20 protein-coding genes are annotated in these 18,770 nt (G+C 67.6%); 8 read left to right on the plus strand and 12 right to left on the minus strand.

What is annotated here, in order from left to right; all coding sequences use genetic code 11:
- Positions 1-39 precede the first annotated feature (39 nt).
- The 3 genes from EG885_RS04540 to trpA are packed head-to-tail and all read right to left on the minus strand — an operon-like array spanning position 40 to position 1,885.
- Complete coding sequence (locus EG885_RS04540) at positions 40-531, minus strand: GNAT family N-acetyltransferase (RefSeq protein WP_341352749.1); 492 nt, start codon at positions 529-531, stop codon at positions 40-42.
- Positions 528-1,091: a VOC family protein gene (locus EG885_RS04545; protein WP_165571034.1), complete on the minus strand. Its 564-nt coding sequence runs from the start codon at positions 1,089-1,091 to the stop codon at positions 528-530. Before EG885_RS04545 ends, EG885_RS04540 begins: the two co-directional genes overlap by 4 nt.
- On the minus strand, positions 1,088-1,885 hold the full coding sequence (gene trpA / locus EG885_RS04550; RefSeq protein WP_131573292.1) for a tryptophan synthase subunit alpha: 798 nt from the start codon (positions 1,883-1,885) through the stop codon (positions 1,088-1,090). Before trpA ends, EG885_RS04545 begins: the two co-directional genes overlap by 4 nt.
- Positions 1,886-2,014: 129 nt before the next feature.
- On the opposite strand from trpA, the gene ychF reads away from it, so the two are divergent.
- Positions 2,015-3,112 (plus strand): redox-regulated ATPase YchF, encoded by a 1,098-nt coding sequence (gene ychF, locus EG885_RS04555; RefSeq protein ID WP_131573293.1) that lies wholly within the window; start codon positions 2,015-2,017, stop codon positions 3,110-3,112.
- 459 nt (positions 3,113-3,571) lie between these two features.
- Here ychF and EG885_RS04560 read toward each other — a convergent pair whose 3' ends face one another.
- Entirely contained in the window at positions 3,572-5,260 is a 1,689-nt protein-coding gene (locus tag EG885_RS04560; RefSeq protein ID WP_278248451.1) for a D-alanyl-D-alanine carboxypeptidase family protein, read from the minus strand.
- A gap of 238 nt (positions 5,261-5,498) precedes the next feature.
- Here EG885_RS04560 and clpS point away from each other — a divergent pair, with 238 nt between their 5' ends.
- From clpS to EG885_RS04575, 3 genes are read left to right on the plus strand one after another with little or no spacing between them, the layout of a single operon-like run.
- Positions 5,499-5,816 (plus strand): ATP-dependent Clp protease adapter ClpS, encoded by a 318-nt coding sequence (gene clpS, locus EG885_RS04565; protein WP_131573294.1) that lies wholly within the window; start codon positions 5,499-5,501, stop codon positions 5,814-5,816.
- Between the two features lie 4 nt (positions 5,817-5,820).
- Positions 5,821-6,831 carry a class I SAM-dependent methyltransferase gene (locus EG885_RS04570; RefSeq protein ID WP_131573295.1) on the plus strand — a complete coding sequence of 337 codons (1,011 nt, stop codon included), beginning with the start codon at positions 5,821-5,823 and terminating at the stop codon, positions 6,829-6,831.
- Positions 6,828-7,634 carry an SDR family NAD(P)-dependent oxidoreductase gene (locus EG885_RS04575; protein WP_131573296.1) on the plus strand — a complete coding sequence of 269 codons (807 nt, stop codon included), beginning with the start codon at positions 6,828-6,830 and terminating at the stop codon, positions 7,632-7,634. The genes EG885_RS04570 and EG885_RS04575 overlap by 4 nt, the downstream gene beginning before the upstream one ends.
- Positions 7,635-7,702: 68 nt before the next feature.
- Here EG885_RS04575 and EG885_RS04580 read toward each other — a convergent pair whose 3' ends face one another.
- Positions 7,703-8,113 carry a hypothetical protein gene (locus EG885_RS04580; protein WP_131573297.1) on the minus strand — a complete coding sequence of 137 codons (411 nt, stop codon included), beginning with the start codon at positions 8,111-8,113 and terminating at the stop codon, positions 7,703-7,705.
- Between the two features lie 79 nt (positions 8,114-8,192).
- On the opposite strand from EG885_RS04580, the gene hemF reads away from it, so the two are divergent.
- Positions 8,193-9,059, plus strand: a complete 867-nt coding sequence (gene hemF, locus EG885_RS04585) for an oxygen-dependent coproporphyrinogen oxidase (protein ID WP_131573298.1) — start codon at positions 8,193-8,195, stop codon at positions 9,057-9,059.
- On the opposite strand, the gene EG885_RS04590 is transcribed toward hemF, so the two are convergent.
- The 4 genes from EG885_RS04590 to EG885_RS04605 form a co-directional block, all read right to left on the minus strand.
- Positions 9,056-9,382 carry a YnfA family protein gene (locus EG885_RS04590; protein ID WP_242679495.1) on the minus strand — a complete coding sequence of 109 codons (327 nt, stop codon included), beginning with the start codon at positions 9,380-9,382 and terminating at the stop codon, positions 9,056-9,058. The two genes, hemF and EG885_RS04590, sit on opposite strands and share 4 nt — an antisense overlap.
- Positions 9,383-9,386: 4 nt before the next feature.
- Positions 9,387-11,348 carry a DNA topoisomerase IV subunit B gene (gene parE, locus EG885_RS04595; protein ID WP_131573300.1) on the minus strand — a complete coding sequence of 654 codons (1,962 nt, stop codon included), beginning with the start codon at positions 11,346-11,348 and terminating at the stop codon, positions 9,387-9,389.
- A 138-nt stretch (positions 11,349-11,486) separates the two neighbouring features.
- Positions 11,487-12,143 (minus strand): glutathione S-transferase family protein, encoded by a 657-nt coding sequence (locus EG885_RS04600; protein ID WP_131573301.1) that lies wholly within the window; start codon positions 12,141-12,143, stop codon positions 11,487-11,489.
- Between the two features lie 80 nt (positions 12,144-12,223).
- The gene (locus EG885_RS04605; protein ID WP_242679496.1) at positions 12,224-13,234 is read right to left on the minus strand and encodes an alpha/beta fold hydrolase; all 1,011 of its coding nucleotides are present in this window, start codon (positions 13,232-13,234) and stop codon (positions 12,224-12,226) included.
- Positions 13,235-13,378: 144 nt separating this feature from the next.
- Here EG885_RS04605 and EG885_RS04610 point away from each other — a divergent pair, with 144 nt between their 5' ends.
- Positions 13,379-14,041, plus strand: coding sequence for a DUF1007 family protein (locus tag EG885_RS04610; RefSeq protein ID WP_131573302.1), 663 nt, complete (start codon positions 13,379-13,381; stop codon positions 14,039-14,041).
- Complete coding sequence (locus EG885_RS04615) at positions 14,038-14,976, plus strand: nickel/cobalt transporter (protein WP_131573303.1); 939 nt, start codon at positions 14,038-14,040, stop codon at positions 14,974-14,976. Before EG885_RS04610 ends, EG885_RS04615 begins: the two co-directional genes overlap by 4 nt.
- A gap of 41 nt (positions 14,977-15,017) precedes the next feature.
- On the opposite strand, the gene hisG is transcribed toward EG885_RS04615, so the two are convergent.
- From hisG to hisS, 3 genes are read right to left on the minus strand one after another with little or no spacing between them, the layout of a single operon-like run.
- Entirely contained in the window at positions 15,018-15,710 is a 693-nt protein-coding gene (gene hisG, locus EG885_RS04620; protein WP_131573304.1) for an ATP phosphoribosyltransferase, read from the minus strand.
- Positions 15,707-16,780: an ATP phosphoribosyltransferase regulatory subunit gene (locus tag EG885_RS04625; RefSeq protein WP_131573318.1), complete on the minus strand. Its 1,074-nt coding sequence runs from the start codon at positions 16,778-16,780 to the stop codon at positions 15,707-15,709. The genes hisG and EG885_RS04625 overlap by 4 nt, the downstream gene beginning before the upstream one ends.
- A 2-nt stretch (positions 16,781-16,782) precedes the next feature.
- A complete protein-coding gene (hisS, locus tag EG885_RS04630) occupies positions 16,783-18,321 on the minus strand; it encodes a histidine--tRNA ligase (RefSeq protein ID WP_131573305.1) in 1,539 nt (512 codons plus the stop codon).
- A 58-nt stretch (positions 18,322-18,379) separates the two neighbouring features.
- Here hisS and EG885_RS04635 point away from each other — a divergent pair, with 58 nt between their 5' ends.
- Positions 18,380-18,598 carry a SlyX family protein gene (locus EG885_RS04635; protein ID WP_131573306.1) on the plus strand — a complete coding sequence of 73 codons (219 nt, stop codon included), beginning with the start codon at positions 18,380-18,382 and terminating at the stop codon, positions 18,596-18,598.
- Positions 18,599-18,770: the final 172 nt, after the last annotated feature.

The following is an 18,770-nucleotide window of genomic DNA, read 5'->3' on the forward strand; positions in this document are numbered from 1 at the left end:
GGCGCCGGGCGATAGGGGCGGGGTGTCGCGCCCGGGCCATCACATCGACAGATCGCGCCCCATCAGCACCAGATCGTGAAACTGCCCGAATTTCCAGCCCGCCGCCGGTATCTGGCCCCATGGCGCATAGCCCATCGCCGCGTGAAACGCGATCGAACCGGTATTCGAGGCCGTGATCCCGCCGATCATAATCCGGTGACCACGCGCGCGGGCGTGATCCTCCAGCCCGCGCAGCAGGATGCGGCCCACGCCCAGACCGCGCTGGCCCGGCGCCAGATAGATCGTGTGCTCCTGACTGCGGGCATAGCCGCCGCCGCCCCGGAACTGGGTATAGGTGCCAAATCCCACCACCCGATCGGTCTCGGCCACCAGAAAGGCATGGCCCGTGGCCTGACGGTCGGCAATCAGGGCGGCGATCTCGTCCTCGGTCCGCTCGGTCGGCCAGAAGGTGATCGCCGTCTCGCGGATGATCGGGTTCCAGATCGCGGCGATCTGCGCCACATCGCCAGGCCCGGCGTCGCGCAGGATCACAGCACGACCTCGCCGCCCGCGGTGGTCACGGTCAGCGTCATCGGCGTCCCCGCGCCGGTCAGCATCAGGCGGCGGTCGGACAGTTCCAGCCGGTCCAGCGGCAGGGTCAGGCGGGACAGGCGCAGGCCGACATCGGGCAGCAGATCCGAGGGATGCGGCCCCGTGCCCCAGTCGATCAGCATCGGATGGGCACCGCCGCGCGGCATCTGCCCGGCCTCGGGCAGGGTGATGCGCCAGGACAGATCGCCCCGGCGGGCGGTGACGATCCGCGTGCCCGGCGGGGCGGTCAGCGGATCGGCCCGCGCCACCCAACCCGCCACGCAAGGCGGCGCGTCAAAACCGTCCAGCCCGAACCAGCCGGGACGGTCGTCGCTGTCCGGATCGGGGGCGATCAGTTCAAGATAAGCGTCCGGGCCAAGCGACAGCAGCATGTTATGCGTGCCCAGACCCGGATGCCGCCCGCCCGGCTGCAGCGTGACGCCAAGCCGCGCCTGCAGCCAATCCGCACCCTCGGGCAGGCTGCGGGCGGCGATCGCCACATGGTCGAACCTCAGGCTCACCCGCGATGCGCCCCGGCGGCCAGATCGCGGACGAAGGCCAGGATCTCGGGGACCGGGCGGCCTTCGCCGATCTGCTTGACGATGGCGCTGCCCACCACGACGCCATCGGCGACCGATGCGATGGCCTCGGCCGCCTCGGGGGTCGAGATTCCAAAGCCCACCACGACCGGCAGATTGGCGGCGGCGCGGATGCGCGCGACCTCGGGGGCGACATCGGCGGCATTCGCGGCGGCGGCCCCGGTGATGCCCGTCACGCTGACATAATAGACAAAGCCCGAGGTGTTCTTGACCACTGCAGGCAGACGCCGGTCATCGGTCGTGGGCGTCGCCAGCCGGATGAAATTCAGCCCGGCAGCGGCGGCGGGCACGCACAGCTCGGCGTCCTCTTCGGGGGGCAGATCCACGACGATCAGCCCGTCCACCCCGGCCTCGACCGCGTCGGTCAGGAATTGCGTGACCCCGCCCGGCCGCGCATAGATCGGGTTGTAATAGCCCATCAGGACCACCGGCGTGGTCGTGTCCTGCTGACGGAACGCGCGCAGCATCGCCAACGTGCGGCTGACGCTGCCGCCCTGCGCCAAGGCCCGCTGGCCCGCGGCCTGAATGGTCGCGCCGTCGGCCATGGGGTCGGTAAAGGGCATCCCCAGCTCGATGATGTCCACGCCCGCCTCGGGCAGGCCGCGCATGATCTGCAGCGCCGTCGCGTCATCGGGGTCAGAGGCCATCATATAGGCCACGAACGCCTTTTTCCCGTCGCGCTTCAGTGCCGCAAACCTGTCGTCGATTCTGGTCATGTCCGTCCCCGTCTTCTTTGGTGTCATGACTAGCCCGCATGGGGGCGGGGTGCAATCGGGCGACCGCTGGACTTGGGCCCGCAGGACGCGTAACAGCAGCGCGGAAATCAGTCGGGAAAGGGTGCTGTCATGGGATTTCGGATGGGGATCGTCGGGCTGCCGAATGTCGGCAAGTCCACGCTGTTCAACGCTTTGACAAAGACCGCCGCCGCGCAGGCCGCGAATTTCCCGTTCTGCACGATCGAGCCGAATGTGGGCGAGGTCGCGGTTCCGGATGCGCGGCTGGACATGCTGGCCGGGATCGCGGGCAGCAAGCAGATCATCCCGACGCGGATCACCTTTGTGGACATCGCCGGTCTGGTCAAGGGCGCCAGCAAGGGCGAAGGCTTGGGCAACCAGTTCCTGGCCACCATCCGCGAGGTGGACGCCATCGCCCATGTGCTGCGCTGTTTCGAGGATGGCGACATCACCCATGTCGAGGGCCGCGTCGATGCGCTGGCGGATGCCGAGGTGATCGAGACCGAGCTGATGATCGCCGACATGGAATCGATCGAGCGGCGTCTGGCCAATCTGGCGCGCAAGCTGAAGGGCGGCGACAAGGATGCCGCCGATCAGCAGCGCCTGTTGCAACAGGCGCTGGCCGCGCTGGAGGCCGGTCTCCCCGCCCGCACCATCACCGTCTCCGACGATGACCGCCGCGCATGGGAGATGCTGCAGCTGCTGACTGCGAAACCGGTCCTGTTCGTCTGCAACGTGGCCGAGGACGAGGCCGCAAACGGCAATGCCATGTCCGAGAAGGTCCGCGCGATGGCCGAGGCGCAGGGCGCGGGCCATGTCGTCATCTCGGCCCGGATCGAGGAAGAGATCAGCCAGCTGGATGCCGAGGAATCGCAGATGTTCCTGGCCGAGATGGGGCTGGAGGAACCGGGCCTCGACCGGCTGATCCGCGCGGGCTACACCCTGCTGGGCCTGCAGACCTATTTCACCGTCGGCCCGAAAGAGGCCCGCGCCTGGACCATCACCAAGGGCACGCTGGCCCCGCAGGCGGCGGGTGTGATCCATGGCGATTTCGAAAAGGGCTTCATCCGGTCCGAGACCATCGCCTATGACGATTACGTCGCGGGCAAGGGCGAGGCGGGCGCGCGCGAGGCCGGCAAGCTGCGCGTCGAGGGCAAGACCTATGAGGTCAAGGACGGCGACGTGCTGCATTTCCTGTTCAGCGGCTGACGACCGTCTTTCGCACCGGACCGCTGGAAAGCCGACCCACCGGGTCGGCTTTTTGCTGTGTGCCGGGCCTTGGGCGGTCCGAAAGGGGCAGGACTTGGTCGCAGCCCGGCCTCTGCGACGGCATGACGCGAATCAGGCAGGTCGGGATCGCGCATCGGGACGGGGCAGACACGATGGCCTGCCCGCCGCTGCTGCGGCATGATCCAAATCGTGCAGAGCTGAATCGGGTTGCGGGATAGGCCATCCGGGTTGGAAAAGCGCGATGGCGACTGCCGCAGGGCGTGTCTTTGGGCGGTCCGAAGGGGTCTCGGGCGGCATGCTGATGTTCCGCCCCTCCCTGGCAGATGCCGGAAGGGCCTGCCGGGATGGCCGGGACAGGCACCGGAGCGCGCCATGAAAAACGCCCCGCCGGTCAGGGCGGGGCGAGAGGAAGTCGACAGAGATCGCAGGTGATTCGGCCTAGTTTCCCAGAACCGTGCAGGGCTTCGAGCGGCTGCGCATCCGTTCGCAGGCCAGTTCGGCATGACCCTTGGACAGGTTGCCAAAGCGCGGCTCGAACCCGCGATTGGTGTTGGCGACCTGACGGCTGGCGGCGCCGAACAGGTTCCCGTCCTGCAACGCAAGCCCCAGCAGCAGTCGGTCCGCCTCGGCCTGAGAGGTGTAAAGGCCAAGCGACACCCCAAAGCTGCGACCGCTGTCGGTCGGGCGGCGCACGACCTCCAACGCTTCGGGATTGCCCAGATCGCCTTCGCCCATCGCGGCCAGAATCACCGTTTCCGAACGCGGCTTGGGCTTGTTCGAGCTGTCCAGCACCAGGCTGCCTGCGGCGGCCTGCGGTTGCGGGGCAGGGGTCGCTTCGGCCTCGGCGACCACGGCAGGCGCCGGCGCGACGGCAGCAGTGCTGGCACTGCGCCGGGGCGAGGGCGTGGGCCGCGACGATGCTGCCAGAACCGGCGCCGCAAGGCTGGCCGATGCGGCAGGCGCGCTGTCGGATGCGACTGCCGTGGCAATCGCCTCTTCGATGGCCTCGGGGGCGACCGCGCTGCCGGGCCGGGCGCGGGGGCGGTTGCTGCTGGCCAGCGCCACACCCGGTGCGACCGGCGCGGGGGCCGTGGCCCCGGCAAGGCGCAGCGCCTCGGTCAGATCAACGCGGGGGGCCGCCGCCGTGGCGATCGTGGCAGCAGCGGCGGGCCGGACGGTCGGCGGCGGCGAGGCCTGGAGGACCATCCGCTGTGGTTCGGGTTGGGTGGCCGCCGTGCTGGGCGCCACCTGCGCGCGCCGGGTGGTCGCCTGCACCAGCATCCGGGGCCGCTGCGGTTTGACCTCGCGCACCCGGTCGGGAATGCGCGGGAAGCTGTTATCCAGCAGCTCCGCCATCACCTGATTGCGCTGCGCGGTCGAGGTTCCGCCGAAGACCGTGGCGATCAGCCGCTTGTTGCCGCGCTGCGCCGAGGCGGTCAGGTTGAACCCCGCCGCCCGCGTATAGCCGGTCTTGATTCCGTCGGCGCCCGCGTAATCGTCCAGAAAGCGCCGGTTGGTCGCCGCGACCTGCGCGATGCCCGCATCGGCGGACCGGCGCGAGAACAGGTTGTAATATTGGGGGAAATCATAGAACAGGTGGCGGCCCAGAATGCTCATGTCATGGGCGGTGGAAAAATGCCCCTCACGCGTCAGGCCATGGGCATTGCGGAACTGGGTGTTGTTCATGCCAAGCGCGCGGGCCATCTGCGTCATCTGCTGGGTAAAGGCCTCTTCCGACCCGGCCAGCCCTTCGCCCAGGGCGGTGGCGGCGTCATTGGCGGATTTGATCGCGGCGGCGCGCAACAGATAGCGCAGCTCGATCTGTTGACCCGCGCGCAGGCCCAGCTTGGACGGCGGCTCGTTCGCGGCTTTGCTGGAGATGGTAAACCGCGAATCCAGCCGCACCTGCCCGCGTTCGATCGCCGAGAAGGCCATGTAAAGCGTCATCATCTTGGTCAGCGAGGCCGGGTGCAGACGCGTGTCGGCATTCTGGCGATAGATCGGCTGGCCCGTGCGGGCATCCATCACGTAGGCCGCAAAAGGCGCCGCTGCCGCCGGAAGGCTGAGCAGCGAAAGGGCCAGAACGGCATGACGAAGCAGCCGGAAGACATGGGGAAATCGGGTCACTGTCACTGTCTCTCTGCCTCAAGCGGGCGCGTCATTCATCGCACACCCGTCGTTAATGAACAGATAATAGCACGGGTTATTTATCCATGAAACCTTGCATTCCACTTAATTGCATCCCCGCCCGCCGACGGGTGCTTTCCGCGCGGGGGCTTTCATCCGGCCCCGTTTGCGCTATATTTCACCCGATGCCACCCCCTCCGCCGCATTCAGGATTGACCGCAGCCCGATGACGCACTGGATGACCGCACCCGACAAACCCGACGATCAGTCCGATCTGGCGGTCAAGCCGCGCACGAAATCGCAGCGCCCGCCCATGTACAAGGTCTTGTTGCTGAACGACGATTTTACGCCGATGGAATTCGTCGTCCATGTGCTGGAACGGCTTTTCAACATGACCCATGCCCAAGCGATCGAGATCATGCTGACCGTGCATCGCCGCGGCGTCGCGGTTGTCGGTGTCTTTTCTCACGAGGTGGCCGAAACAAAGGTCGCTCAGGTGATGGAACTGGCGCGTCGCCAGCAGCATCCCCTGCAATGCACCATGGAAAAAGAGTAACCCCTTGACCCAATCCAGACTGGACCTGGCCTTCCCGGACGGCCATCCCGGGGGCGAGGTGCTGTTCATCGGCGCCTCTGCCGCCGACGATCTGTCCCCCCTCGACCCGCAACGCCTGACCATTCTTCAGGGTCATGCCACCGACCATCAGGGCCTGGCGGCGCGTGGGTTTCGCGTGGCACCGGATCTGCAGGGGATGTTCGATCTGGCCATCGTCCGCCTGCCGCGCGCCAAGGCCGCCGCCCGCGCCCGGCTGGCGCAGGCCGCAGCCCATCTGCCGCCCGGCGCGACGCTGTGGGTCGATGGGCAAAAGACCGACGGCGCCGATGCGGTCCTGCGGGAATTGCGCGGCCTGACGTCTGTGGCCGAGGTGATCAGCAAGGCCCATGGTAAGATCTTCCGCATCACCCTGCCCGCCGGGGGGCTGCCCGCCGATTGGGCCTCTGCCGCGCGCGAGGTGGTTCCGGGCTTCACGACCCTGCCGGGCGTCTTTTCTGCCGACGGTGTCGATCCGGGCTCGCAGATGCTGGCCGATCACCTGCCGCCCAAGATGCCCACGCGCGTCGTCGATCTGGGTGCGGGCTGGGGCTGGCTGTCCGCGCAGGCCCTGTCGCGCCCGGGCGTCACCGAACTGCATCTGGTCGAGGCCGATCACGACGCCCTGCAATCGGCGCGCCGCAACGTGACCGACCCGCGCGCGGTCTTCCACTGGGCCGATGCGCGCGACTTTTCCCTCAGGGAACCCGTGAACGGCGTCATCATGAACCCGCCCTTTCACGAGGGGCGGCAGGCCGACCCCCGGCTTGGCGCCGCCTTCATCGCGACGGCGGCGCGGATCCTGACAGGGGCGGGGCGCCTCTGGATGGTCGCGAACCGGCATCTGCCCTATGAACAGGTGCTGGCCCAGCATTTCGGTCAGGTGCATGAAATCGCCGGCGACACCCGCTTCAAGGTGATCGAGGCCAGTGCGGCGGGCAAGGGCAGCGCCACCACCCGCAAGGCGGGCCGCCGATGACCCTGTCCATTCAGGGCAAGACAGCGATCGTCACCGGGGCCGGGCGCGGCGTGGGTCTGGCCATCGCGCGCCATCTGGCCGAACGCGGCGCCTCGGTGATGTTCGCCGACAATGACGAAAGCGCGCTGGCCTCGGCCATTTCGGATTACGAGGATGGCGACAGCCATGTCCGCCGGTTCGTCGGAAACATGTCGGAAAAGCTGGCGATGGCGAACCTGCTGTCGGCAACGCTGGACGCCTTCGACCGGGTGGATATTCTGGTCAACGCGCATCGGCTGGTCAAGGACAGCGATCCGCTGGACACCGACATGGACGCGCTGGAAGAGATGCTGCGCCAGAACATGCTGTCCGGCCTGCGCCTGTCGCAGATGGTCGCCAAACGCATGATCCGTCAGGCCGAGGGCGAAGGGCCATCGGCCCAGACCGGCGCCATCGTGAACATCTCGACTTTGGCGGCGCGGCGCCCGATCCCGTCGATGCTGGGCTATTCCATTGCCTGCGCCGCACAGGAACAGGCGACGCGCGGCCTCGCTTTGGCACTGGCCCCGCACCGCATCCGGGTGAACGGCGTCAGCTTCAGCAGCGTGATGTCGCATGAACTGCAATGCGCGCTGAAGGACAACCCCGACACCCGCGCCGTCATCATCGCGGGCACGCCCTTGGGCCGCATCGCCGCCGCGGATGAACTGGCCGAAACCGTCCATTATCTCTGCAGCGACGGCGCCCGCTTCGTCACCGGCCAGATCATCACCGTGGACGGGGGCCGCAGCCTCGCCGACCCGGTCACCGCCCGCATCCTCTGACCCCGCCCTTTCATCTTGGTTGAAATATCCCGGGGGGAGTCCGCAGGACGGGGGGCTGGCCCCCCTTCTTACGCCGCTTCCGGATAGGCCGCCCGACAGGCCGCCACCGCCGCATTCGCCCCCCGCGTCAGCGCCGCCTGCCGTTCGACCAGCCCATCGCGCTTGCGCGTCTCGGCCGCCGGATCGATCGGCACCCGGTAGCGTTCGTTATCCACGACGTCGCGCCAGCAGCCATAGGTCGTCACATGCTGCTGACCGTTCCGGTCGCGATAGACGCGGCGGCATTGTTCGAACCGGGTGCGCACGACCTGCCGTTCCTCCCAGGCATAGCCGCGCGACAGATTGCCCTCGACCTCGGCCAGCAGGCTGCTGACGGTGCGGTATTCGCTGGTATTGCGATCGATGCAGCGTTCCTGCGGCGTGCCGCAGGCGGCCAGAGGCAGGGCAAGGCAAAGGGCAAGGGCGGTGTTGCGGCGCATGGCGGCTCTCTTTATGGGGTCGGGCGATGCTAGCGCCGACGCAGGCGGGTTTGCAAATCACGAATGAGGCCGATCCCTGATGACCGATCCCATGACGACTGAACGCCAACAGGCCGCCACCTGGTTTCACGACCTGCGCGACCGCATCGTCGCCGCCTTCGAGGCGCTCGAGGATCGCGCCCCCGGCGACAGCGCCCCCGGCCGGTTCGAGGTCACCCCCACCACCCGCGCCGAGGATGGCGGCGGCGGCTTGATGTCGGTCATGCGGGGGGGGCGGGCCTTTGAAAAGGTCGGCGTGAACTGGTCGCAGGTGCATGGCACATTGGCCCCGCGCGCGCAGGCGGCGATGGCCGCGCGCGGCGTGGCGGGCATGGATCAGGATCCGCGCTTCTGGGCCAGCGGCATCAGTCTTGTGGCCCATATGCAGAACCCCCATGCCCCGGCGGTCCATATGAACACCCGCATGTTCTGGACGCCTGGCGCATGGTGGTTCGGGGGCGGCACCGATCTGAACCCCTGCATCGAATACGACGGCGACACCGCGCATTTCCACGACACCCTGCGCGATGCCTGCGGCCCGCATGGCGACGATTACTATGACCGCTTCAAGGCATGGGCGGACGAGTATTTCTTCATCCCGCATCGCGGACGGGCGCGGGGCGTCGGCGGGATCTTTTACGACGATCTCAATACCGGCGACTGGCAGGCCGATTTCGCCTTTACCCGCGCCGTGGGTCAGGCCTTCCTGCCCGCCTTCCTGCCTTTGGCCGAAGCGCGGATGACCCAGGCCTTTGCGGATGCCGACCGCGACACGCAGCTGATCCACCGGGGTCTTTATGCCGAATACAACCTTGTCTATGACCGGGGCACAAAATTTGGGCTGGAGACCGGGCACAACGCCGATGCCGTGCTGATGAGCCTGCCGCCTTTGGCAAAGTGGGTCTAGGCCCGCGCGCCGGCGACGATCATCAGCGTTCCCGCAATGCACAGCCCCGCGCCCAGCAGATCGAGGCGCGTGGGCATCTGGCCCTCGGTCGCCCATAGCCAGCCGATGGAGGCCGCGACATAGACCCCGCCATAGGCGGCATAGGCCCGGCCCGCGAAATCCGCCTCGATCCGCGTCAGCAGCCAGGCGAACAGGATCAGCGCCGCGACCCCCGGCACCAGCCACAGCGCGGACCGGCCAAGCCGCAGCCATGCCCAAAAGGCGAAACAGCCCGCAATCTCGGCCACAGCCGCCAGCGCGTACAGACCAAGCGTGGCGGGCACCGGGTCAGACGTCCAGTTCTTCGACGAAACGGGCGTTTTCCTGAATGTATTCATAGCGCAGCTCGGGCTTCTTGCCCATCAGGCGCTCGACCAGATCGCCGGTCTCGCCGCCGTCTTCGTCATCGATATTGACCCGGATCAGCTTGCGCGTTTTGGGGTTCATCGTGGTGTCCTTGAGATCCTTGGCGTCCATCTCTCCCAGACCCTTGAAGCGTTGCAGATCGATCTTGCCGCGCCCGCCAAGGCCCTTTTCCATCATCCGTTCCTTTTCCGCATCGTCCGAGACATAGACCCGGTGCGCCCCCTGCGTCAGCCGGTACAGCGGCGGGCAGGCCAGATACAGATGCCCCTTGTCGATCATCGGACGCATCTGGGTGAAAAAGAACGTCATCAGCAGGGACGCGATATGCGCCCCGTCGACATCGGCGTCCGTCATGATGATGATCTTGTCATAGCGCAGATCATCGACGTTGAACCGGGTGCCCATGCTGACGCCAAGCGCCTGACACAGATCGTTGATCTCCTGATTGGCACCCATCTTGGCGGATGCCGCGCCCAGCACGTTCAGGATCTTGCCGCGCAGGGGCAGCAGGGCCTGATTGGTGCGGTCGCGGGCCATCTTGGCCGATCCGCCGGCGCTGTCACCCTCGACGATGAACAGCTCGGTTCCTTCGCGGTTGGTCGCGCTGCAATCGACCAGCTTGCCGGGCAGGCGCAGCTTTTTCGTCGCGGTCTTGCGGGCGGTTTCCTTTTCCTGACGCCGCTTCAGGCGTTCCTCGGCCCGCAGGATCAGGAAATCGAGGATGGCACCCGCCGATTTCGGGTCCGCCGCCAGCCAGTTGTCGAAATGGTCGCGCACGGCATTCTCGACCAGCCGCGCGGCCTCGGTCGTGGCCAGACGGTCCTTGGTCTGACCCACGAATTCCGGGTCGCGGATGAAACAGCTGACCAGCGCGCAGCCGCCCACGCCCAGATCCTCGCGGGTGATCTGCAGGGCCTTCTTGTTGTTGACCCGTTCGCCATAGGCGCGCACGCCTTTCAGAATGGCGTTCCAGAAGCCCATCTCATGCGTGCCGCCCTCGGGGGTGGGGACGGTGTTGCAATAGGACTGGATGAAACCGTCGCGCGCGGGCGTCCAGTTCACCGCCCAATCGACCTTGCCCGGCACGCCGAACTTGGCCTGAAAGTCGATGCTGCCCGCAAAGGGGCGGTCGGAATAGGTGCTGGCCCCGGCCAGAACCTCGGCCAGATAATCGGCCAGACCGCCGGGAAAGCGGAACACCGCCTCGCGCGGGGTCTCGCCGTCGTCGATTTCGGATTTCCAGCGGATTTCCACGCCCGAGAACAGATAGGCCTTGGATTTCACCATCTTGATCAGCCGCGCGGGCTTGAAGCGGTGATGGCCAAAGATCTGTTCGTCGGCATGGAAGGTGACCGTGGTGCCGCGCCGGTTGGGCGCCGCGCCGATCTTGGCCACCGGCCCCTGCGGGATCCCGCGAGAGAAACTTTGTTCGTACAGTTCCTTGTTGCGGGCGACCTGCACGACCATCAGATCGGACAGCGCATTGACCACCGAGGCGCCGACCCCATGCAGCCCGCCCGAGGTCTGATACGCATCACCCGAGAATTTCCCCCCCGCATGCAGCGTGCACAGGATCACCTCCAGCGCGGATTTATCGGGGAATTTGGGATGCGGGTCGATGGGAATGCCGCGGCCGTTGTCCCGCACGACAATGCTGTGATCGGCCAGCAGCTCGACCTCGATGCGGCTGGCATGACCGGCGACGGCCTCGTCCATCGAGTTATCCAGAATTTCGGCGACCAGATGATGCAAGGCGCGTTCGTCCGTGCCGCCGATATACATGCCGGGTCGCTTGCGGACCGGTTCCAGCCCTTCCAGGACCTCGATTGACGAGGCGGAATAGGCGTCGCTGGCGGCATTGCCTGAAAGAAGGTCGTCGGCCATCTGGTCTGCTCGCTGTATTCGGGTCGGGATTTTGGGTCGGGCCGGTTATCTCACGGCGCGGGGGCGGGCGGCAAGGGGTTGTGGCCCCGCCGGTCCCGGCCCCCACGGATTGCGTGACCGATGAGCAGACGGCCCGGTTTATTCAGGTTCCGCCAGCCGCGCCTGCCACATCGCCTGAAAGGCCGGGCGTTCGTGACAGGCCGCCATCCATGCGCGGATCGCGGGAAACGGCTCCATCAACGCCGTATGGTTCATGGCATAGCGGGTGATTTCGGCCATGTTCAGATCGGCCACGGTAAAGCGCCCGCCGATCAGATAGGCATGGGTCGCCAGATGATCGTCCAGCACCTTCAACGGGCGGGCCAGCCGTTCGGCGGCCTCGGCCACCAGCGCCTCATCGTCGGGCTGGGACAGGGTGCGGCCATGCAGATACATGATGGTCAGCGCATCGGGTTCGATGGCCGTGGCACCATAAAGCGACCATTGGCCCATCAGCGCGTCTTCGGCATAATCCTGCGGGCCGGTGGGGCCGCCATGCTTGCGCGCCAGATGCAGGGTGCAGGCCAGGGATTCGGACAGGACCAGCCCCTCATCCTCGATCACCGGAACCGCCCCTGCGGGCGACAGGGCCAGAAATTCGGCGCTGCGGGTGTTCAGGGGCGCATCCGCCGCATCGGCATCGGCCAGACGATAGGCCTGAATGACCGGCACCTGCTGAAAGGGCAGGTCCAGTTCATGGCACAGCCAGATGATGCGCGAGGCGCGGGAACGGGTGACGCCGTGGATGGTCAGCATGGGGGCCTCGTCTTGTTTGTCCAGCAAGCCTGCGGTGGGCGCGCGGGATGCGCAAGCCCCTGCGGTTCAGACGAGCCGGTTCACGGCGCTTGGCGGCGCTCTGTCCGGTCTCTTGCGCGATCCGCCGCCCGGTCGATGGCGTCCAAGATGGCCTGCGGATCGCCATGCTGCGGCATATGGCCCTGATCTTGCAGGATCGTCAGCCGTGCATCGGGCAGCGCCTCGGCCAGTGGCAGGGCGTGGATGCTGGCGGGGACGATGCGGTCCTGCCCGCCATGTACGACCTCGACCGGCAGGGTCAGGCGGGGATACTGGGGCGCCATGACCCGCAGATAGGGCCGCAGCCCGCTGATCTGGGCGGCATTGGCGCGGTAATTCTGACGCCGGACCGCCAGCCCCACGCCGATATAGTCGTCATAGCCGGGCGGCACGGGCTGGGGCGCAAAGATCCCCGCCATGATCCGGTCGCCAAGCGCGACCGGTGCCAGCGCGGTCAGCAGGGGCGGTCCGACGCGGTCGCCCAAAGGCGTGCCGATAAAGGCGTACCATCCGGTCAGATTGCCGGGCCAGGGCATCGTGGCGCCCGATACGATCACCAGCGCCGCCGTGTCGCCGGGTGCGCGCAATCCCCAGGCCAGCGCCACCGCGCCGCCATAGCTGTGGCCCAGAACGATCGGGTCGCGCACGCCCAGCTGACCCGCCGCCGCGCGCAGCACTTCGGCCTGCGCGATGGGGTTTGCGGTCTGATCGCCGATGGCATCCGTCCAGCCCAGACCGGGACGGTCCAAGGCGATGACGCGGTAACGGTCCTTCAGCCGGTCAACCAGATCAAAGGTGAAATCGCGGCTGCTGCCGCTGGCGCCATGCAGCAGGATCAGATCGGGGCCTGTGCCCTCGATATGGGCGTGAACGGTGGTGCCGTTCACCTCCAGCAGCTGGCCGGTGGGCGGGAACTGGGCCTCGAACGCGGTTTCGCGCGCGGTGGCGCGGGCATCGACCAGCCGTCCGCAGCCGGTCAGCGCCAGCGCCGCCGTCATCATGCCCGCCATCATCACGCCCTTCGCCAGCATGGCCCGTCTGCCCCGTTCCATCGTCTCTCCTGTTCCGACGGGGCGAAACGGACCCGTCCGCAGCCCGGTTCCGGCAGCGCCCTTGCGCTTTCTGTCGCGGCAGTGATTTGCAAGCGCGCCGTCAGGGGCGTAACTGGGCGCGCCGACATTGCCAAGGTGCCGTCCATGTTCCTGCGTCCATTCCCGCTTGCCTGCCTCCTGGCCACCGCGCCCACGGCCCTTGCGGCCCATCCGCATGTCTTCATCGATGCCGGTCTGGTGCTGGATTATGACGGCGGGGCGCTGACGCAGGTGACGGTCGAATGGGCCTATGACGATTTCTATTCGCTGCTGATCATCGAGGATCTGGGCCTTGATCCCGATGGCGACGGCATCCTGACCCCCTCCGAAGAAGCCGCCCTGCAAGGCTTTGACGCCGATTGGGAGGAAGGGTTCGACGGGCGCCTGTTTCTGGGGGTCGAGGGGCGGCGCATCGCGCTGGACGGCCCCCGCGACTTTTCGGCCCGCTATCAGGACGGGCGGCTGATCTCGTCCCATGTGCGGCCTTTGGCGGACCCTTTGGACGGCGCGCTGCCGCTGCTGGTGCAGGTCTATGACCCAGAATATTACGTGCAATTCGCCATTCCCGCCCCGCCGGTGATCCGGGGGGCCGAGTGCGCGGTCGATCAGCGCGTGGGCGATCCCTTTGCCGCCGCCGACGCCTATGCCCGCGCCGTGGCCGAAGGTCTGGCCGAGGCCGATGGCGCCCTGTCCGAGGAAATGCTGGTCGTCGATATCGGCGCCGTCGGCGCGGACGAGCTGCGCATCACCTGCGGGGCGGCCCCATGAGCGGGCCCCTGCCGCGTCTTCTGGCGCTGGTCGGGCTGGCGGTCGGGTCGATCGTCGTGGCGCTGTGGCTGTCGGGCGGTCTGGCCGGGCTGGACCATTGGGCCGCCGCCCAGCAGCGCGCGGCCCAGAACCTGATGGCGGGCGCCCTGCGCGCGCTGCGGGCGGGGGATCCGGGGGCGGTCGCCTCGCTGGTCTGGGTGTGCTTTGGCTATGGGGTGTTTCACGCCATCGGGCCGGGGCATGGCAAGATGGTCATCGGCAGCTATGGCTTTGGCACGCAGGTGCCGTTGGCGCGGCTGGCGGGGCTGTCGCTGGCGGCATCGCTGGCGCAGGCGGGCACGGCGGTGGCGCTGGTCTGGGGCGGCATCACCCTTCTGGATCTGGGACGCGAGGCACTGACCGACCTGTCCGAGGCGCATATGGCCCGCCTCAGCACCGCGCTGGTCGCCGGGGTAGGGCTGTGGCTGGGCCTTCGCGGGTTACGGATGCTGCGGGCCGAGGCCACGCGGGCCGATGGTCCGGGGCAGGGGCATCATCATCATCATCACGACCACCATCACGACGACAGCTGCGGCTGCGGCCATGCCCATGGTCCAACGCCCGAGCAGGTGGCGCAGACCCGGTCGCTGCGCGATGCGGTGCTGGTCATCGGCAGCGTCGCCGCGCGGCCCTGCACGGGGGCGCTGTTCCTTTTGATTCTGACATGGCGGATGGGGATCTTTGGCATCGGCATTCTGGGCACCGTGGCCATGGGGCTGGGCACCGCGATCGTGACCGTGGCGGTGGCCGGGCTTGCAGTCTGGGCGCGCCGCGGGAGTTTCGCGCTGTTGCCCGAAACCGGCCCCTGGGCACAGGCGGGGCGCTGGCTGCCGGGCATCCTGCAACTGGGTGCGGGCGCGCTGATCGCCGCGATCTCGATCGCGGTTCTGATCTAGGCGGTTCTGATCCGGGTGGCGCTCATCGGCGCGGCGCTTATCTAGCCGGTGGCGATTTCGGGCAGCCCCAGCTGCGCGGCAAAATCCGAAAGCTGCGGCCCCATCGCCGCGCGGGCGGCAAACAGCGTCGCCTGCGACCGCAGGATCGGTTCGGCATCCAGAATGCGCAGGTTGTTGGCCCGCAACGTCTCGCCCGACGAGGTGATGTCGGCGATCGCCTCGGCGGTCAGATTGGCCACCGTGCCCTCGGTTGCGCCCTGACTGTCGACCAACTGGTAATCGGCGACCTCATACGCGGCCAGATACGCCCGCACCAGCCGGTGATATTTCGTGGCGATGCGCAGGCGGAACCCGTGTTCGGCGCGGAAATCGCGGGCGATGGCGGCCAGATCGTCCAGATCGCGGCAATCGCGCCAGCAATCGGGCACTGCCAGAATCAGATCGGCATGGCCAAAGCCCATCGGCGCCAGTTCGACCAGCTCGGACGACCAGCCCGCCAGCTTTTCGCGCACCAGATCGGTGCCCGTCACGCCCAGCTCGATCCGCCCGGCGGCCAGTTCGCGCGGGATCTCGCCCGCCGACAGCAGGACCAGCTGCACGCCCTCTGCGCCCTCGACCCGGCCCGCATATTCGCGATCCGACCCGCTGCGCGACATCCGCACGCCGCGCATGGCGAACCAGTCGAAGGTCTGTTCCATCAGCCGCCCCTTGGAGGGCACCCCAAGGCGGATCATGCGGAGGCCTCCAGTTCGGCCACCAGTCCGGGGCGGATGATGCCACCCACGGCGGGAATTTCCCGGCCCCGCCCCAGCACCCGGGTCAGCGCATCATAGCGCCCGCCCGAGGCGACCGGAGGCCAGCCCGCCCGGCTTTCGTGAAGGGCCCCCGCCTGAAAGCTGAAGGTGAAGCCGTCGTAATATTCCAGTGTCGTGCGTCCGTGGCTAGCGTCAAAGATCACCGCGCCAAGGTCGATCCCGCGCGCCGCGATGGCGTCCATCCGCGCGCGGATGCGGGCCACGGCGGGCGCGATGGCGGGCATGTCAGCGGCCAGTTCGGCCAGCGCGGGCAGGGCCAGCGCGGCGGGCGCGCGCAACGAAAACAACCGGTCCAGCCGATCGGTCCAGATGGCGGACAGGGGGGCCACGGCGGCATCCGATTGCAGCCGCGCGATGCGGCGGATCATTTCATCCTCGCCGCGCAGACCGGCCCAGGGGGCGGTGGCGTCGGGAAGATCGCGCGCCACGGCGGGGGCCGAGAACCGCGCCAGCAGCCGGGCAAAGCGACCGGGCCGCCAGATGTGATGCAGCAGCGCCGCCGATCGCGCCTCGGTCAGCGGCAGGCCCGCCACGGCATCCAGCAACAGGCTCATATCCCCCGTCTCGGCCCGCAGACCCAAGGGCGCCAGCGCGTCGTGAAACAGGGCGAAGACCTCGGCATCGGCGTCAGGGTCGCGGCTGAACAGCTCGAACCCGCATTGCAGATATTCGTGGTCGCGCAGGGTCCGGGGGCGGGTGTCGCCCATGTCCTGCTTGCGAAACACCTCGCCCAGATAGCAATAGCGCGCGGGCTCGGCCCCGTTGTCCATATGCGCCTGCACGACGGGGACGGTGAAATCGGGGCGCAGCATCATCTCGCCCCGGATCGGATCCTGCGTGACATAGGCGCGGGCGCGGATATCCTCGCCATAAAGATCCAGCAGCGTGTCGGCGGGCAGCAGGATGTCGGGCGCGACCAGAACCGCACCCGCGGCCCGGAACCGGCCCAGCAGGCGCTGACCCACGGCCTGCTTGTCACGCTTGGGGATCATCAGTCTTCTTTCGCGATGTAGGAATTGCTGAGGCTGATTTGACGGATCATCGCTTGGGTCATCTCTGCCAAACGTTCTTGAGCCACTTCGATCTGAGCCGGTTGTTGCGCCCACTCATCATGGCTCATGTTTTTTGCCAACATGGCACCTTTAGGCAGGTTCTTCAGCAGCACGACGCCACGCGCCGCCTCGTCGGCGCCCTGGATGATCGCGACCGGAGCGCCGCGCTTGTCGGCATATTTCAGCTGGTTGCCGAAATTCTTGGGATTGCCCAGGTAGACCTCGGCCCGGATGCCCGCCGCGCGCAACTCGGCAGCCATGGCCTGGTAATCGGCCATCCGGTCGCGGTCCATGACGGTCACGACGACCGGCCCGGTGGCCGCATCCCCGCCCAGACCCTTGGCGCGCAGCGCGGCCAGCAGGCGGTCCACACCGATGCTGACGCCGGTCGCGGGCACCTTTTGCCCGGTGAACCGTTCGACCAGCCCGTCATAGCGTCCGCCGCCCGCGACCGATCCGAACTGGCGCTTGCGACCCTTGTCGTCGAGGATCTCGAAGGTCAGCTCGGCCTCGAAGACCGGGCCGGTGTAATAGCCCAAGCCCCGCACGACCGAGGGGTCGATGACCGCCCGATCCTCGGCCACGCCCATCGCGGCCAGCATTGCCGCCATCTGAGCCAGCTCGTCCACGCCCTCGGCGCCCATGTCGGACCCGCCCACGGCGGCGCGCAGATTGGCCAGCGTCGCCGCATTATCCGCCCCTTTCGAGGTCAGGAAGGCCAAGACCGGTGCCGCCTGATCGGGCGACAGCCCGACGCCGTCGATCTGCGCGCCGCTGTCATCGCGCCGACCCGTGGTCAGCAGCGCCAGCACGCCGTCGCGACCGACCTTGTCGAATTTGTCGATGGTGCGCAGCACATCCTCGGCCTGATCGGCAGACACATCCGCCGCTTCCAGCACACCGTTCAGTACCTTGCGGTTGTTGATCCGCACCAGATAATCGCCGCGCGCGATGCCCACCGCCTCCAGCGCCTCGGCCAGCATGGCGCAGATCTCGGCGTCGGCCGCGACCGAGGCCGATCCGACCGTATCCGCATCGCATTGATAGAATTGCCGGAACCGCCCCGGGCCGGGCTTTTCGTTGCGCCAGACCGGCCCCATCGCAAAGCGGCGATAGGGGCTGGGCAGATCGTTGCGGTACTGCGCCGCGACGCGCGCCAAAGGCGCGGTCAGATCATAACGCAGCGCCAGCCAGTCGCCCGACCCGCCGCCACCCCCGCCACTGATGCCGGGAACGGCCTCTTCCTGCCAGGCAAAGACCCCGGCATTGGGGCGGTCCACATCGGGCAGGAACTTGCCAAGCGCCTCGACTGTCTCGACCGCGCTGGTTTCCAGCGGATCGAAGCCGTGGCTGTGATAGACCCCGGCGATGCGGTCCAGCATGGCCTTGCGCTCGGTGACATCGGCGCCGAAGGTGTCGCGAAAACCCTTGGGGGTCTCGGCCTTGGGGCGGGGCTGCTTCTTTTGATCTTTTGCCATGGTCTCGGTCGCCTTTTCGGGCCCATATTCAGGGGCCGCTCTAACGGAAGGTTGCGACATGAACAAGCAGCAGGGCTGTCGCCTGCAACAGATGGAAGAGGCTCTGGCCCATCTGACCCGCCTGACCGAGGATCTGTCCGAGGTGATTGCCCGTCAGGATGCGGACCTGGCGCGCCTGACCCGCCGTCTTGACCTGCTGATGCGGGCCGAGGCCGAACGTCAGGCCGACGCCCCCGGCAGCCTGCCCATCGCCGATCAGCCGCCACCCCATTACTGAGACGCCCACCCTGGTCTTCTTCATGAAAATATCCTCGGGGGGTCGCCGGTCGGTGCGCCATCGGTTCGAGGACCGACCGGCGACGGGGCGAAGCGCCCCCGGCCACCGCCCCCGGCAAGGCCCCCCGTTCCGGCAAAGCCCCGGACCCCTGATGAATTCGCGCCTTCCCCCA

The sequence above is a fragment of the Paracoccus nototheniae genome (assembly GCF_004335005.1).
GTDB lineage: Bacteria > Pseudomonadota > Alphaproteobacteria > Rhodobacterales > Rhodobacteraceae > Paracoccus > Paracoccus nototheniae.

What these genes read in the sequence shown, in the direction of transcription:
- trpA (WP_131573292.1), bottom strand. Translation starts at nt 1,885, where the DNA reads ATGACCAGAATCGACGACAGGTTTGCGGCACTGAAGCGCGACGGGAAA.
- ychF (WP_131573293.1), top strand. Translation starts at nt 2,015, where the DNA reads ATGGGATTTCGGATGGGGATCGTCGGGCTGCCGAATGTCGGCAAGTCC.
- clpS (WP_131573294.1), top strand. Translation starts at nt 5,499, where the DNA reads ATGACCGCACCCGACAAACCCGACGATCAGTCCGATCTGGCGGTCAAG.
- EG885_RS04575 (WP_131573296.1), top strand. Translation starts at nt 6,828, where the DNA reads ATGACCCTGTCCATTCAGGGCAAGACAGCGATCGTCACCGGGGCCGGG.
- EG885_RS04580 (WP_131573297.1), bottom strand. Translation starts at nt 8,113, where the DNA reads ATGCGCCGCAACACCGCCCTTGCCCTTTGCCTTGCCCTGCCTCTGGCC.
- hemF (WP_131573298.1), top strand. Translation starts at nt 8,193, where the DNA reads ATGACCGATCCCATGACGACTGAACGCCAACAGGCCGCCACCTGGTTT.
- parE (WP_131573300.1), bottom strand. Translation starts at nt 11,348, where the DNA reads ATGGCCGACGACCTTCTTTCAGGCAATGCCGCCAGCGACGCCTATTCC.
- EG885_RS04600 (WP_131573301.1), bottom strand. Translation starts at nt 12,143, where the DNA reads ATGCTGACCATCCACGGCGTCACCCGTTCCCGCGCCTCGCGCATCATC.
- EG885_RS04605 (WP_242679496.1), bottom strand. Translation starts at nt 13,234, where the DNA reads ATGGAACGGGGCAGACGGGCCATGCTGGCGAAGGGCGTGATGATGGCG.
- EG885_RS04610 (WP_131573302.1), top strand. Translation starts at nt 13,379, where the DNA reads ATGTTCCTGCGTCCATTCCCGCTTGCCTGCCTCCTGGCCACCGCGCCC.
- EG885_RS04615 (WP_131573303.1), top strand. Translation starts at nt 14,038, where the DNA reads ATGAGCGGGCCCCTGCCGCGTCTTCTGGCGCTGGTCGGGCTGGCGGTC.
- hisG (WP_131573304.1), bottom strand. Translation starts at nt 15,710, where the DNA reads ATGATCCGCCTTGGGGTGCCCTCCAAGGGGCGGCTGATGGAACAGACC.
- hisS (WP_131573305.1), bottom strand. Translation starts at nt 18,321, where the DNA reads ATGGCAAAAGATCAAAAGAAGCAGCCCCGCCCCAAGGCCGAGACCCCC.
- EG885_RS04635 (WP_131573306.1), top strand. Translation starts at nt 18,380, where the DNA reads ATGAACAAGCAGCAGGGCTGTCGCCTGCAACAGATGGAAGAGGCTCTG.